The organism is Chryseobacterium sp. MEBOG06 (assembly GCF_021869765.1).
Lineage (GTDB): Bacteria > Bacteroidota > Bacteroidia > Flavobacteriales > Weeksellaceae > Chryseobacterium.
Window position 1 is genome coordinate 1,178,768 of sequence record NZ_CP084580.1, and the last position, 15,287, is coordinate 1,194,054.

General features: G+C 37.0%; 10 protein-coding genes. 4 read left to right on the forward strand and 6 right to left on the reverse strand.

Features of this window, described 5'->3' with window-relative positions; genetic code table 11:
* Window positions 1–13 precede the first annotated feature (13 nt).
* From LF887_RS05465 to LF887_RS05480, 4 genes are all read left to right on the forward strand, one after another.
* Window positions 14–691 carry a hypothetical protein gene (locus LF887_RS05465; protein ID WP_236857781.1) on the forward strand — a complete coding sequence of 226 codons (678 nt, stop codon included), beginning with the start codon at window positions 14–16 and terminating at the stop codon, window positions 689–691.
* Window positions 652–1,677 carry an RHS repeat domain-containing protein gene (locus LF887_RS05470; protein ID WP_262912512.1) on the forward strand — a complete coding sequence of 342 codons (1,026 nt, stop codon included), beginning with the start codon at window positions 652–654 and terminating at the stop codon, window positions 1,675–1,677. Before LF887_RS05465 ends, LF887_RS05470 begins: the two co-directional genes overlap by 40 nt.
* Before the next feature lies 1 nt (window position 1,678).
* Complete coding sequence (locus LF887_RS05475; RefSeq protein ID WP_236857783.1) at window positions 1,679–2,095, forward strand: hypothetical protein; 417 nt, start codon at window positions 1,679–1,681, stop codon at window positions 2,093–2,095.
* Window positions 2,096–2,301: 206 nt separating this feature from the next.
* Window positions 2,302–2,823, forward strand: coding sequence for a thermonuclease family protein (locus LF887_RS05480; protein ID WP_236857784.1), 522 nt, complete (start codon window positions 2,302–2,304; stop codon window positions 2,821–2,823).
* Between the two features lie 21 nt (window positions 2,824–2,844).
* Here the strand turns inward: LF887_RS05480 and LF887_RS05485 are convergent, their stop codons facing one another.
* The 6 genes from LF887_RS05485 to LF887_RS05510 form a co-directional block, all read right to left on the reverse strand.
* Window positions 2,845–3,627: an ABC transporter permease gene (locus tag LF887_RS05485; protein ID WP_236857785.1), complete on the reverse strand. Its 783-nt coding sequence runs from the start codon at window positions 3,625–3,627 to the stop codon at window positions 2,845–2,847.
* Window positions 3,620–4,522 (reverse strand): ABC transporter ATP-binding protein, encoded by a 903-nt coding sequence (locus LF887_RS05490; RefSeq protein WP_236857786.1) that lies wholly within the window; start codon window positions 4,520–4,522, stop codon window positions 3,620–3,622. Before LF887_RS05490 ends, LF887_RS05485 begins: the two co-directional genes overlap by 8 nt.
* Complete coding sequence (locus LF887_RS05495) at window positions 4,522–5,799, reverse strand: erythromycin esterase family protein (RefSeq protein WP_236857787.1); 1,278 nt, start codon at window positions 5,797–5,799, stop codon at window positions 4,522–4,524. Before LF887_RS05495 ends, LF887_RS05490 begins: the two co-directional genes overlap by 1 nt.
* Window positions 5,800–6,071: 272 nt before the next feature.
* Complete coding sequence (locus LF887_RS05500) at window positions 6,072–9,158, reverse strand: gliding motility-associated C-terminal domain-containing protein (RefSeq protein WP_236857788.1); 3,087 nt, start codon at window positions 9,156–9,158, stop codon at window positions 6,072–6,074.
* Window positions 9,159–9,254: 96 nt separating this feature from the next.
* A complete protein-coding gene (locus tag LF887_RS05505) occupies window positions 9,255–12,332 on the reverse strand; it encodes a T9SS type B sorting domain-containing protein (protein WP_236857789.1) in 3,078 nt (1,025 codons plus the stop codon).
* Window positions 12,333–12,576: 244 nt separating this feature from the next.
* The gene (locus tag LF887_RS05510) at window positions 12,577–14,853 is read right to left on the reverse strand and encodes a fibronectin type III domain-containing protein (RefSeq protein WP_236857790.1); all 2,277 of its coding nucleotides are present in this window, start codon (window positions 14,851–14,853) and stop codon (window positions 12,577–12,579) included.
* Window positions 14,854–15,287: the final 434 nt, after the last annotated feature.

Consider the following 15,287-nt stretch of genomic DNA (forward strand, 5'->3'; position numbering starts at 1 on the left):
ATTTCCAAATAGTATGAATTTTAAGAGTAAAATATTTATAATTTTATTATCCTCTTTATTACTTACGAATTGTAAGGAGGAAATGAAAAAATGTGTAAGTCAATCAACCGATACTAATGTAAAACTATATAATGATTTAACAGATCAGTTGATACCTTATTTTTTTAGAGAAGATTATTTAGGTGAAAAAAGATATTTTGATAGTTTAAGAGTTCATGATGATGATTTATATATCGAAGAGAAGACAAAAGCGCACAACGAAATTTTTAATCATCCTGAAAAATTTTGCAATTTGTATATAGATTCTACTAAAAATAAAAATACATATTTCTGGACAGATAATACTGAAGTTTATTTAAGACGCATAATCAGAACGAAGGATTCTTTTAAAGACTTTTCTAATAGTCCAGATATTAAAAATTTAAGCATACGAAGTTCTTTAAAAGCAAATCAATTTAATTTGTGTACCGCAAAAGTACTAGATCTGGCAGAGTATGATAAACATACAAATGAATGTGAGATAGGTGTTGTCTATTTTTCAGAGATTGTATTTAATCCTTCTAAAAGAAGAGCATTAGTTTTTGTTGACCATCGTATAAAAAATTATTTCCATAGAAATGCTGTATTTGAACTAAGATTGCATGATAATTATTGGGAAATAGAAGATTTTATGTTAGTGTCAACATCCTAATTTCCGGCTTTGTTACCAATTCCAGCGGTCAGAGTACACAATTTTTCTTAAATTTACCATTCGGGGAAACGATGCTGGAGCAAAGAACGGGAGTATATAATAATCCATATAAGTTCAATACCAAAGAACTGGATAAAGAAACCGGATTATATTATTATGGAGCAAGGTATTATAACCCGAGAGCGAGTATCTGGTATGGTGTTGAACCGTTGGCAGTTTACAACCCTGCAATGGAGACTCAGTTTTATGGAGATGGACAGCATAATGGAGGAGTATACTTCTGGGGGAATCTTAACCCTTATATTTATACCTATCAGAATCCTATAAAGTACATAGATCCAAATGGAAAGCAGGTGGATGCTATAAAAAGAACACAATCATACTCTTTAAAAGCAAAAACACCTGAAGCTAATTTTAGAATGAATCCTAATTCTCAGCAATTTAGTATTGATCAAACAAAACAGATAAAAAATATTCCCGCTAAGTTTATGCTTGGAGTTGGAGCGGAAAATACTGTGGTAACCGGAGGAGCATTAGAGCAAGTAAAAAATGCTCGATCGGTAATTAAAACTCAAGAACTATTATTAAAACAAGCCTTTTCGGATGGGAAATTTAAAAAAGGGGAAACTCAAGGAGCTTGGTTTGATATTGGGACTATTCCAGGTGCTAATTTTTCTCGGATAGCCACCAACTCTTTAGGTGATTTATTAGGAGGTAAAAGTTTTGATGATAACGAGTTCTTCCAAGGAGAAAATGTATTAGGAAGTTTTTGGATGACAATGAGGATGAATGATGATGGGAAAAATGTAACGCTTTCTGTTTTTGATACAAAGTCAGTCGGATCTCTTACCGATGGACTTTTAAAAAGACAAGACAATAAAAGTTCTGCTAGAAAACCTTTTTCAAAAACTTATCAAGCCTATATATGGCAAAAATCGTTAAAAGATGTGGCAATAGAAGCATATAAACCAAGTAAACATAAATAAGATGAAGGGTAAGATTTTTTTATTTTTAATTATTATAATAGTTTTTGTCTGTGGAACTGCGTTGCTTTTGTTTTCTGATTTCCTTAAAAATAATCAGGAAATTAAAATTAATAACGATTATTTACTTTTAAAAACAGATGAATTTGAAAATTATAATTTGATGAGTAGCAAATATGGTGGCTATAGTTTGGTTATTCCTGATATTTGTAAAGTCTATCAGTTTAATAATAAAATTATGATTTTTTCCAAAGAATCTGGTTCTTTTTCTTATTCAACCCACAGAGGCTCAAATAACAAAGAACAATTGAATTTATATTATATTCTTAGTGATGACTCAATAAGTCAAATTAGTGAAAAAAATGCATTATATAATAAAAAGCTATTCAAATTAAAATTTATTTCACCATTTTGTAAATAAATTTTAATTTGAAAGTTGTGTTGCGCAAAGCTTCCAACCAAGCTAATAAATAAAGACCACTGGAAAAAAGTTTCAGTGGTCCCCGCTGCAAAGTCTCCCAACTTTGAGGTGAAAAAAGTCAAGATAACTCAATTCAATATTATAAAAACCTCGCATTTTGCGGGGTTTTTTCATTAAAAAACTCCACTAATCCATATATTTGCCGCATGAAACGATTAATGCTGCTGTACGTACTTTTCCCTGTATTCCTATTCTCACAGACTACCGGAAAAGTGATCAAAATTTCAGACGGAGATACCATTACTTTACTGCTAGAAGGCAACCAGCAAAAAAAGATCAGACTTGCAGAAGTAGATTGCCCTGAAAGCGGACAGCCATTCGGGAAAAATGCCAAGCAGTTTACGTCTGCTCAGGTATTTGGAAAAACAGTCAGTGTTGTAGAGACGAGCACGGACCGCTATGGACGTTCCATTGCTAAAGTATACTATGATAATGGTAAATACCTTTCAAAAGAGCTTATAAAAGCAGGATTAGGATGGTGGTATTTCTCCTATTCCAAAGATGCTTCATTAGGAAAACTACAGGAAAATGCGAAGAATGCAAAGATAGGTCTATGGAAGGATATCCATGCAATGGCTCCGTGGGAATACCGGAAAATGAAGCGGGAACTTAGAAAGAAAAAATACGAAACCGCTAAAAACGAAATAAAAGCAAAAGGAGTGTCATAAGCACTCCTTTGTATTTTAATTTCAGCCTCCTTTCTTTTTCACAAACAGATAAAAGCTTACGGCTATCCCTATAAAAATGGCCAGAATATTAAAATAATCAAGTCTTTCAAAAACAATATTCTCGTTCAGTAAACCTTCCAGCGATCGATAGCCTCCGGTATAAACCAGGAAATCAGCAAATGGTTTCTGTTGGATAATAGTTGAGAAAAGAAGCATAAATACCCCAAACCCGATAGGGTAAATAAAATTCTTGAACATAAGGCTCAGCGCCAGCTGTACCATAGCAATTGCAGAAAGAGTGATAAAAAATTTTAGGAAAATATAAAATAGAACTTCTCTAAAATCATAATTCTGAAAACCCAGATCCGGAAAACCCATACTTAAAACCCAGCCACTCAGAAGAAAAGTCAGATAAGACAGTAGTACAGAAAAAAAAACGGTTATCAGAATAAACAAAGCCTTCGAAAAAAATATCTTAGCCTTTGAAACCGGTAGTGTGAAAAGGATTTTATAATTATTATTCTTATACTCCACATCACAGCACGCATGTACAAAAAGAGAAACGAGAATTGGGAAGAGCAGGTAAAAAAACATAAATACCGTGCGTCCCAATGACATTTTCCACGGATTGATTGTTCCCTCTGCGGCATCGGTACCGGAAGTGATGGTGTCATAGGCGATGTACAGGTCAATCGCAACGATAATAAGAACAGGAATCAGCAGTATGCCGAAGATTTCTTTGTTTTTGGAAAGCTTATACTGCTCAGAAGAAAAAGCCCTAAAAAAAGTATTGGTATTAGTCATGTTTTTTAGAAATTAAATTAATGAAGATCTGCTCAAGATTGGTATTTTGAGATTCCGTATCATAGATCTCAATTCCGTTTTGGATCAGATTTTTTAACAGCAGATTGAAATCTTTATCATCATTGATCTTTACAGATATCTTATTCGGACTGTTTAAAGTAGCGGAAAAAGATCCCTGCAATATTGCCAGTGCTTTATCAGCATGATCAATTTTCAGCATAATATCTCTTTCTACTTTACCAAGGAGTTCATTCTTTGTTCCCTGAAAAATCATCTCACCTCCCTCAATAATTCCGATGTGGGTAGCTGTTTTTTCAAGTTCACTCAGAATATGGCTTGAAAGAAAAATTGTTTTTCCCTGTTCATTCAGATACTGGAAAAGTTTTCTCATTTCAAAAATTCCCTGTGGATCCAGTCCGTTGAGAGGTTCATCCAAAATCAGAATTTTCGGATCATGAAAAATGGCCATGGCAATTCCCAGACGTTGTTTCATTCCCATAGACAGGGCGCTTGCTTTCTTTTTTTTCTCTTTATGCAGATCTACCAGCTCCAGAACCTCATCAATTCTTTTACTACCTTTACCATAGATGATGTCCAGATATTTCAGGTTTTCAGAAACAGTCAGTTTTGTATAAAAACAGGGAGATTCAATCAGATTCCCCGTGTTGGCGAGAATCTCTGTGCGGCTATGCTTTAAACTTTTATTTTGAATAAAAATCTTGTCACCATTCGCTTCCAAAAGCCCCAGAAGGAGCTTGATCGTCGTTGACTTTCCGGCCCCGTTTCTTCCCAGATAACCATAAATACTACCTTCCGGAATATTGAGATTGATATTCTTTAAAATGGTCTTAGAACCGATCGTATAGCTGAGATCGTGAGTAGTAATGCTATCCATTATTTCTTGATTGGAGTTAAAACAGTGTTCGTATCTATATAAAATATTCCGTCAAAATAACGGCTCCAGACCTTTTTTTGATCCGTTCCCTGGTTAATGGTGGATACAAACTCCTTTTTTAAGGGAGAATTTCCTGGAATACTTCTCAGGTCAATAAAAAAGTAACGTGTTTTCGTTGCATGAAATGTATTTTCGATAGCAAGCTTTCCGGGTTTGTTGAATAAACTTTTAACTTCATTTAATTTGGCATATGATGAAAAATCAACCATATAAGATGCTTTTCCATACTTATTTTTAATATATGTGCCTAAAGGAGTGTATTTTTTATTGTAAGGAGCCGAAAAAGTATGAATGTTAGCGCACCATACAATTACCTTTTGATCCTGATAAACAGAGTCAATCTGGTACATCAGGTTCTTAGCCATCAAAGAATCCCTGAACTGCATACTCGGCATGGATCCTGGCTTATATTTCCATGCTTTGTTGAAGTTGTTTCTCATATCATGTAAATATCTTGTAAAAATGATGTTTTCCGGTGTTTTTTTTAGTTTTGAAACCATCATTTCCAGTTGGCTGATCTCATTCAGAAACTCAGTTTTCTGGTTTTCTTTTAAAGTTCTTGAAACAAAACCCTGATAGATGAAATTATTAAGCTGGTCAATATACCTATGGAAGATTTTAAAGACTCTGGTATCAATTTTATTTTTGCTTAAAAATTCTTTCAGCAGCTTACTGCGCCTGTCATACAGCACATCTCCTGAAAGCTGAATATCAAATCCGCCAAGCTCTATCGGATGAGCTGAGGTTTTGGTCTTTTGATAATAATTGATCAGCGGCCGGGTTTCCTTATTATTCCACCAGAAGCTAAAAAGCCCGAGACCTCCTATAGAATCCGAAGGAACTTTAAGCTGATGATTTTTCATTTCCTCATTCATTACCCACATATCATATTGCCCGGCCTCATAAAGAACAATATGGTAACCCAGATTTTCATGAAGGTATTTAATAAGCCTGCTTTTGGCCTGCATAGTGGCTCCGTCATAATGAATGTTTTCCCCAAGCATTAAGACTTTATTATCTTTTAGAACAGTATCAAGGAATTTTAAATCACTGTTGTCAGTAGATTCCATAGAGATGCTTTTGACGGGATGCTTATACTGCTTAACCTCACGAAGAAGTTCCTGTTTTTGTTGCTCCGGAGTTTCTTTAAAAACGATTTTGTTCAGAACAAAAACTGCAATAAGAGAAATGATAAATAGTAGAAGTATTTTCTTCATTCAATAAACGTACTTAGTTGCCAAATATATATTTAATTTCTTTTTTAATTCTAAATTTAATAAGAAATATTGGTTCAGTACAAGATTTTCAAGTACAGATGCCAAAAAATAATACCGTCCCGTATAACGTGTTAATTCGTTAATTTTATTATAGTATTGAGTAATAATCAGAAGAGTGGTATTTTAGGAAAAATAAAAAACTGTCTCAAAAAATGAGACAGTCGCCCTTTGAATAAATAATATGACAGACCTTATTGGCCGGCATATGTTTTTTAATTTCGGTTTTTAACCAGGATCCACCCTGTATAAGAAACTGTTTTTTGAGTCTCCGGATCCGCCCACTTTATTTCGTACCAGTAGGTTCCGCTACTGACAGGAGTCCCTCCGATACTGCCATCCCATTTGAAACTGCTGTTTTTATCCGAAGAATAGATACGCTGTCCATATCGGTTGAATATATCAAATTTCAAATCTTTCAGATAGGCAAGCTCCGAATAGTCCAAAGTATCATTGATACCGTCACTGTTGGGAGTAATGGCATTGACAAGATTAGGCACCAATATCTGAGCTTCCACAGGGCGGCAGTTATAAAAATCTTTGACATAGAAAATATTTTTACCCCGCGGTAGATTAGTGAAAACATTGGAGTCCTGCCATATCATTTCATCTCTGGAATATTGATAAGGAGGAGTACCGCCTTCCACGATAACGGTGGCTGTACTTCCTGTGACCTCTATTTTTTTAATTTTTGGTACAGGAACCGCCATTACTTTTACAAATTGCTTGGTCTTACAGCCATTAGAAGTTAGAATAACCCAATAATCTCCAACAGAAGCAAGGATAGAAGGGGTAGTTGCTCCTGTGTTCCACTGATAAGACGTATAATCGGGGCCCGCATCTAAGGTGATATGTGCTTCAGGACATATATACTGATCTGCCAAAAGAGGAGAAGGCTTAGGAGGAATTACATGTAATGTTATTTTAGCAAAATCAAAACATCCGCTGGCATTCATTACCATTGCATATACTGTTGTGTTCGGTGAAATGTAAGGGGCCGGAGTGGTAATCTCATTAGTTCCGTTTATTGCATCAGTAAGTGTTGGATAATACTTTTTGGTTACAGGAGTTGTCGTGGTGACAATGGCTGTTGTGAGATCGAAAGTTCCCGTATTAGGATTAGCGGGTACAAAACATCCTGCAAGAACAGCATCCATTACAACAGGTTTGGGAAAAAACTGAAGCGTAATTTTTGCATGGGCAGTGCAGCCCTCTGCTGTTGTAACTTTTACATATACACTAGCAGGTACTGCTGAGGGGTAAGCATTGGCAGGAATGATTTCATTTATCCCGGCATTGAGGTCCACCAAGGTAGGATAATACTTTCTGACAGCATTGGCAGGACCTCCCACATTAGCTGTAGTCAAATCAAAAATACCCGTTCCGCTGGTTTCACAGGTTTGTACTGTGGTATCTGTTAATATCAGAGGCTGTACCGTCACATTTACCTTTACCTGTTCACAATCCGTAAAATCCGGATCATTTCCACAGAATTTATAGGTGAAAGAATCTGTTGTTGTCCCTGTATTGGCCGTATACGTTAGAATTCCGGTAGTTGGGTTTGCTGTTAAAATACCGTTGGCTGGTGGAGTAATAATCTGTACGGTACCCGGTACAGGAATCTGCGTTGAATTGGTAAAAGAAGGAGTAATTGCCGTAGGAGTTCCCGTACTGCATACATTTAAAGGCTTCACCGTATTGGCCAGACAGGTATATACCTTGTAAGGATAAGTGGTAAGTGGTACACAGGTGCTTTTAGTGATAGATACAGTATAATTCCCTGCTTGTGTAGGAGTATAAGTATTGGTGTTGGCACCTGGAATAGGAGTGCCGTTGAGATTCCATTGATAATGATCAAAACCGTTTTCAACTTCTAAAACAATTCCGGGAATACATTCACCGGAAGATTTACTGATCACAGGAACAGAATTGAATCCTGCAAAATATCCTCCATAACCCAAATTTCCGCTGCCTCCAATAATTCCTGCAGTAACAGCCTTTGTAGAGGCTACCGTAATATTTCCTGAAATATTGGGAATAGAGTAGGATACCCAATTTGCAGTTCCTGATACCGGAAAAGGGCCCTGCGCTGCTGTCGGGGCCACCCCGTTCACGGTTACTCCGGCTCCTGTTTGAGTAAGGATATTGAGCTTTACAAAAAGTGGAGGATTAAAAGTAGTATAGTAGGGCAGTTCTCCTATTTTCCCTATTTCATCAATAACAGTGGGAAGAAAACAGTTTAAAGGAGGAATATAATTGAATCCTTGCGTTGCATCATTATCTTCAATACCGGAAAGAAGCTGGTAGACATACACATTTTTTGAAGTTTTAATGTACATATTCAGATGAGAAGGCCCGTTTACTACATAATTCATCGCAGTAACGCGGTAATATTGTCCCTCATTTAACGTGGCAACGGGTGCAGGATTGTTATTCAGTCTGATCTCAGTATTGTTTTCAGTGGCTACAATAATGGCTCCTTCAATCTCCGGAAGAAGATTACCCATTCCTTTGATAAGGATAAACTCATTTCCTAGGCGTTCCACAGGTACAGACTGGTCCATAATGATATCTTCTCCATTATAAGGAGGAGTCAGTCCAAACTGGCCGTGGTAATTCCCATTGGTTATAGATATCGGTTTGCTAGCTTCTATTTTGGCTCCGATAAATCCGTCTTTATTCCCGGGTTTATTTGCTAACCCGCCAAATACATAAGACTGTCCCTTATTCAGAGTAATTGTAATACTGGGGTGGGTAAGCCCGTTAAAATTATTATAAAACCAGGTTGTCATAGCATATCCTGAAACTTTAATCTGGGTATTGTCTTCAGTTGCCAAAATTCCACAGGTAAAGTTTTGAGTATTCTGATTATTCATCAGTGGTGCATATACCGCATAAAAGGTCTTTCCAATTCCAGCTTTTCCTTTCGATGTTAAAATTTCACCATGATTGATTTCCGAAAACCTATAAGTTGCAAAAAAAGGGACATCCCCGTGAAGATAAAGACCTCTGGTTTTTACACTCATAGCATCAGTTGCGTTCTGCCCTGTCATAAGGTTTACCGGGACATCAAATGTCTGTGGACTTCCCTTGCTGATAGTTACGGTTCCTATTACAGTATTATTATTATAAATACTAACAGGGAAAGGAGTTGTACTATCTGTAGACAGATAGAGTGCCTGCTTAGGAGATCCGTTGCTGGAACTGGCTACCATAGGGGCAAACCAATGATCCGTATCTCTTTGTGCCCACAAAGAAGCAGAGAAAAAAGACAGAATAAAGAGTAGTATGATTCTTTTCATAAATTATAAGAAAATTAGATAAGCACTTCATAACAGCTGTTTTTTACATACTGCTGCTAATGATATTGCAAATGTTAACAGTTTTATAGTCCTGGATTAATTTTTAAGTAAGATCCATCCTGTATATTTTATAATGGCATCTTTCAGAGTCGGTTCTTTCCATGTGATCACATACCAGTAAGCCCCTGTAAAAAGTTTCTTGTTGCTGAACATGCCGTCCCATGTGTAATTATTAAAATGACTGCCGGTAAAGACGTTATTTCCATATCTGTCATAGATCATAAAAGCTAAATCTTTTTTATAGGCCAGATCTGAATAAGAAATTGTATCATTAATGTGATCTCCGTTGGGAGTGATAGCATTAACGATATTGATAACAGTTAATTCTACCTGAATAGGCTCACAGTTGTAAGAATCTTTTACATAAAACCTGTTCTGGCCATTAGGAAGACCAGAAAATACATTAGAGCTTTGCCAGTTGATATGATCAGTAGAATACATATAAGGAGGATGTCCGCCGGTTACAGTGAGTGTTGCTTTGTTATTATCAAGATCTATTTGCCTGATAACAGGATCAGGAGTCTTTTTTACAGACACATTCTGCCGGGTAAAACACTTATTATGTCCTAAAATAACCCAATAATTTCCAGGTCCTGCATTAGAAATAGAAGAGGTTGTAGCCCCTGTACTCCATTCGTAAGAATCATATCCAGTACCGGCATCTAATGTTGTTGTAGAATCAGAACAGATGAATTGATCCTTAAGTAATGACGAAGGATTAGGCGGGGTTACAGTAAGAGTTACAGTGGCAATAGCAAAACATCCGGCAGTATTAATTATTTTAATATAGGCCATTCCACTGGAAGAAATGTAAATACCTGGATTAAGGATAGCATTAATTCCGGTAACGGCATCCTGCATGGCCTTATAATATTCTTTAGTGACTCCTGTTTCGCTGGTAACAATGGCCTGAGTAAGATCAAAACTACCCTTATCCGGTGTATTATCTATATAACATGATTGTAATGAAACATTCTCTACCTGAGATGAAGGGTTAAACTCGAGATTTATTTTTGCCTGAGCATAACACCCTTCCGGAGTTAATACCTTTACATATATATCTTTAGATACAGAAGAGGTATAAGTATTGGCTGGAATAATTTCATTAGTTCCGGCAGAAAGATCGGCAGAGGTTGGATAATATTTTTTTATACTTCCGGCAGGCCCACCCACGTTAGCCATGGTAAGATCAAAAAGCCCGGTACCATTATTATTACAGGCTTTAAGGGTAGTGTTTACTGCGGTTACGGACTGTACAGCGATACCTACTTTCACCTCTTCACAGTCTGTAAATTCAGGAACGTTCCCGCAGAACTTATACATAAAAGTATCAGCAGTGGCTCCCGGGTTTGCTGTATAAGTAAGTATTCCTGTTGATGGATTTACGGTTAGTGTACCGTTGGCAGGGGGAGTCACAATCTGTACAGTACCCGGAACCGGAGTTTGAGAAGAGTTGGTAAAGGCCGGTGTTATTGTTAGAGGGGTACCCGCCGAACAGATAGTTAATGCTTTTGTTGTACTGGAAATGCAGGAAAATACTTTGTATACAGGCGTTGTGACGGGAGGACAGCTTCCTCCCGCTGATACTGTTACTGTATAATTTCCCGGTTGTAAAGGGATGTACGTATTGGTATTAGCCCCTGGGATCACTGATCCGTTAAAATTCCACTGATACGAAGCATAGCTATCATCTGCTTCCAGGGTTATTCCCGGAATACAATTGCCGTTCTTTTTGGCAATAACAGGAATAGAAGAGAATCCTGCAAAGTAACCGCCGTAGCCAACAGCTTCATAACCTGCAGTAATACCTGCGGTGACAGCCTTTGTTGACTGTACTGTAATATTGCCTGTGACATTTTCTACGGCGTAGGTTTGCCAGTTTGGATTGCCTGTAACAGGATAAGGACCCTGGATACCTGACAGAACGGTTCCGTTCACAGATACTGTTGCGCCAGACTCTGTGATGATCTGAAGCCTTACATTAGGAGTGATTGCTGTAAAATAAGGAAGAACATTAATCATCCCGATTTCATCAATTTTCTTAGGTAAAAAGCAGTTTAAAGGAGGGATATAATTAGCCCCGCCTGTATTATAATAGGTTCCGGAACCTCCTCCTGAGATCAGCTGATATACATATATTTTTTTAGTAGAGCGGACACGCATATTATAATGACCGCTAAAATTCTGGCTGATATAACCTGTTGATTGGATACGATAGAATTGTCCTTCATTCAATGTTGCTTTGGGAATAGTTTCGTCATTTAGATAAACCTGGGTATTATCTTCTGTTGCAACAACAATAGCTCCTTCAAGCTCATAAGAAAGAGGTGCTGTTCCTTTCATTAACACAAACTCATCACCAAGACGCTCCACAGGAACAGACTGATCCATGAATATGTCACTTCCGCCTGCACCATTACCTATTAAAGTCTGTTGGCCGTTAAAATTACCATTAGTTACAGATACCGGTTTATTGGACACTATTTTAGCTCCGATGAAACCGGTAAGATTTCCCGCAACAGAACCCTTGCCGTCAATTGTATATGACTGTCCTTTATTTAAGGAGATCGTCATGGTGGGAGTCGTTGCGCCGGTGTTCCCATTAGAAAATTGAACAGATGGGCTGTAACCTGACACTGTTACTGTAGTATTATCTTCTGTAGCTAAAATACCACAGCTAAAATTATAAGTAGAATCAGGCTGAGGTAAATTTACATGAGCAACGTAAAATTGGGTCCCTATTCCTGCTTTTCCCTTTGAGGTAAGGATCTCTCCGTGCTTATCTATTGAAAATCTGAAAGTACAGAAGAAAGGTTTTTCTCCTTTCAGATAAAGTCCTCGGTTTGTGGTCGTAAATACTTGTGACTGAGATTCTGTAATCATATAATCTTTAAGAATATCAAAAGACTGAGGATTACCTTTACTGATCGTAACTGTTCCAATTATCGTATTGTTATTATAAATGGCAACAGTAAAAGGAGTAATAGAATCGGTTGATAGGAATAAAGCCTGTTTATTGGTGTCCGCAGTAAAACCTTGCTTTATCGGGGCAAACCAATGTTCAGTATCTCTTTGCGAAAAAAGAGGGCTTGCCGCAAAAAAGATTAAAATCAAACTGAACAAAAACCTTTTCAGTAAAACAGGTTTTGTCAAATGGTAAATATTGTTTATTGTCATTGAATTTTCTGTTTTAGTAACACAGTATAGCTGCTGTTGTTTATTACCTGTATATTTCTTTAATATCCTGTTGAATGCAGCAGACAACAAAATTCTTAGCTTGAAAAATCAGCCTCATGATCAAACTGCCATACAAGCAGCGGCAGTATCACCGCTGCTTATTAATGGCAGAGACAGCATATTATTTCTTTACTGCTTTTACAGTTTTACTGGTTCCGTTTTTAAAGAAAATCTTTATCATATAGGTTCCCTGTAATATATTCTTTAAGGATATAGATGATGATGGAGCTTTCAATTCTGTAATCTTTCTGCCGGCAGTATCATATATTGTGACAGAGGATACTTCAGTATTTCCGGTAATATTAATTACATCCGTAAAAGGATTAGGATAAACAACCAAGTCATGTTTTGCTGTTATTTCATTTACTCCTAAGCCGGTAGTAGGTGACCAGGATAGGTCATCATAATAATAGATAAGATTGGCACCATCAGTAAGTATGGCCAGTCTTGCTGTGGCAGGAACGGTATTGGGGATATTCACTATATATTCACTGGCCCCGGTATATGAGGTGTTGGTAATATGAAGGTCTTGGATGAGTACAAATGAGTTAATATTGGCAGGATCTGTTATATATCCAATATGCATTATCCCTGCATTGGTACTGCAATATGCCCTGAATCTCAATGAATGTGTTCCTGCATTTACGTTACTCAATTCAGGCAGAATAGCCATAGAAGAACCTGTTAAAGGTCTCTGCATAATGTGTTTTGTCCCTGAATAAGCACCTGTTCCATTAATATTTACACTTCCTGTTCCGGTAACTAATTTTCCCCAGCATGGTGCATTAGTTATGAATCCGGTATTGTAAGAATCAAAATTTTCAACAAGAGAAGCTATGGGAGCACACAATGTCAATGCTGATGTAATATTGGTCCATGAACTATGATCTGTATTACTGCATTTTGCTCTGACCCAAATATAATAAGTCGTTGCAGAATTAAGTCCCTGTAAAAGATAAGTATTAGCTGTTATACCAGTTATATTAGGTACTGTTGAAGCGGTAGGTGGAGTACTGTCTGTACTGTAATAGATATCATATCCCATAGCTGGAGTTGAAGCAGGAGCAGACCAGGCAGCAGTTATACTTATACTGGTGATATTAGATAAAACAACATTGCCTGGAGTAAGACAGGTTGGTTTAGGTTCCCAATATACGTTATCCAAATATACAGGGGTGGAAGGTACTCCGCCATGTCTTATTGCTAACCGTGAATTAGCAGGAACCGTGTTGGGAATAACTACTGAATACTCATAACCATCAAATACAGAATTACCAATATTGACAGACTGGATGTTGACGAAACTGGATGCATCTGTATCATTGATTACATAGCCAATATCTAATACTCCTGCTGTTGTACCACTTACTCTGGCTTTAAATCTCAGCCAGTGTGTACCCGCATTTACATTACTGAAAGCAGGAAGAACTGCAATTACTGTATTAGCCGTACTACTGGCACTTTGGTACATTGCTTTTGAATTATTAACCCCGCTTGCGGTGTTGATAGCTTGGTAGCCTGTTCCTGAAATTATTTTATCCCAACAGTTTAGAATATAGCCTGTTCCTGTTGTGGCAGTTTCAAAGTCTTCAAACATATACGTTTGAGGATCACATTTGGTTTTAAATGTTTTTCTCAGAGACCATGCACTCTTATCAGATGTACCACATACTGATCTTACATAATAATAGTAGGTAGTAAATGAGTTCAGTCCACTAACAGGTACTGATAAAGCTGTACTGGTTCCTGTTGCAGGAGTGGAAGCATCCGGTACAATGTGGGATGATGAGTAATAATATTCATAGCCGATGCTTGGGGCAGAAGTTGGTGCTGTCCAGAAAATGGCAGCGCTGCTGTTTGTTATATTGCTGGAAGTAAGAGCCGAAGGAACAAAGCAGGTGGGATTAGCCTCAATTTTTAAACTGAAGTCTACAAAATTTCCTGAATTATTAGATCCACAGGGATTTCCCGGCGCAGCAATTGAAGAACCGGTGGCAATTCTTATTCTATAAATTCCGGGAGCCTGTGTTGGCGGTACATAAAAAATATCATCAACAATGGTATAACTGGATGGGCCTATTGGGTCTTCGTAAAAATCATCAAAATCGCCATCATTGTTCCAGTCTATCCAGACATAAGACTTGGATCCGCTTGTACTGGGTTCCATATGCACATTGACAGTTCCTCCGGGATAAGACGTTACTACTTTAGCTGTGTTATCCACATAAGCCTGGTAGGAATCTGCATCATAATAAAAGGCTCCCTGGTCTGAAAATACTGCATTTTTCAGATAATTAGCCTGATTGGACGACCCTGCAGCAGGGATGCAATAAGTCTGTGCATTCAGTTTAAAAACCGAAAGGAGCAAAATCATCCATAATAGATAGTGTTTTCTCATTTTATTTCTATTTTAGGGTTAAGTATACTGTCCTCTATCAGCCAGACTGTTCCCGGATAATGAGTGTAGAATTAATTACTGTAGGGAATTTTATAAATTCTTTCACTTCATATACGAATACTGAACTGTATGTGAAAATCATATATTGATTTATTATAGAATTTTCTTTAGTTATTTTATAATAATAATGCTTAATAGGTGTGATGATTTCATTAAAATTTGAGAATAAGTCTAATATTTTAAATCACTTTAAAGGTTTGAACAATATTAACGTTATATTTGCCCTTGATCAAGAAATCAGCTTGCATAATTCATTGAATTTACAAGAATTTAAAATGTAAAATACTGTAAATCAGTGTTGTTTTGAGTGCTGCTTTAAAAGGGGTGATGATAGTGATATCAAATAAAAATAGTAGGAAAATGATCCGCATTTT

Bases quoted from the DNA above. Each gene is read 5' to 3' on its own strand.
- LF887_RS05475 (WP_236857783.1), top strand. From the start codon at position 1,679: ATGAAGGGTAAGATTTTTTTATTTTTAATTATTATAATAGTTTTTGTC.
- LF887_RS05495 (WP_236857787.1), bottom strand. From the start codon at position 5,799: ATGAAGAAAATACTTCTACTATTTATCATTTCTCTTATTGCAGTTTTT.
- LF887_RS05510 (WP_236857790.1), bottom strand. From the start codon at position 14,853: ATGAGAAAACACTATCTATTATGGATGATTTTGCTCCTTTCGGTTTTT.
- LF887_RS05480 (WP_236857784.1), top strand. From the start codon at position 2,302: ATGAAACGATTAATGCTGCTGTACGTACTTTTCCCTGTATTCCTATTC.
- LF887_RS05465 (WP_236857781.1), top strand. From the start codon at position 14: ATGAATTTTAAGAGTAAAATATTTATAATTTTATTATCCTCTTTATTA.
- LF887_RS05500 (WP_236857788.1), bottom strand. From the start codon at position 9,158: ATGAAAAGAATCATACTACTCTTTATTCTGTCTTTTTTCTCTGCTTCT.
- LF887_RS05490 (WP_236857786.1), bottom strand. From the start codon at position 4,522: ATGGATAGCATTACTACTCACGATCTCAGCTATACGATCGGTTCTAAG.
- LF887_RS05485 (WP_236857785.1), bottom strand. From the start codon at position 3,627: ATGACTAATACCAATACTTTTTTTAGGGCTTTTTCTTCTGAGCAGTAT.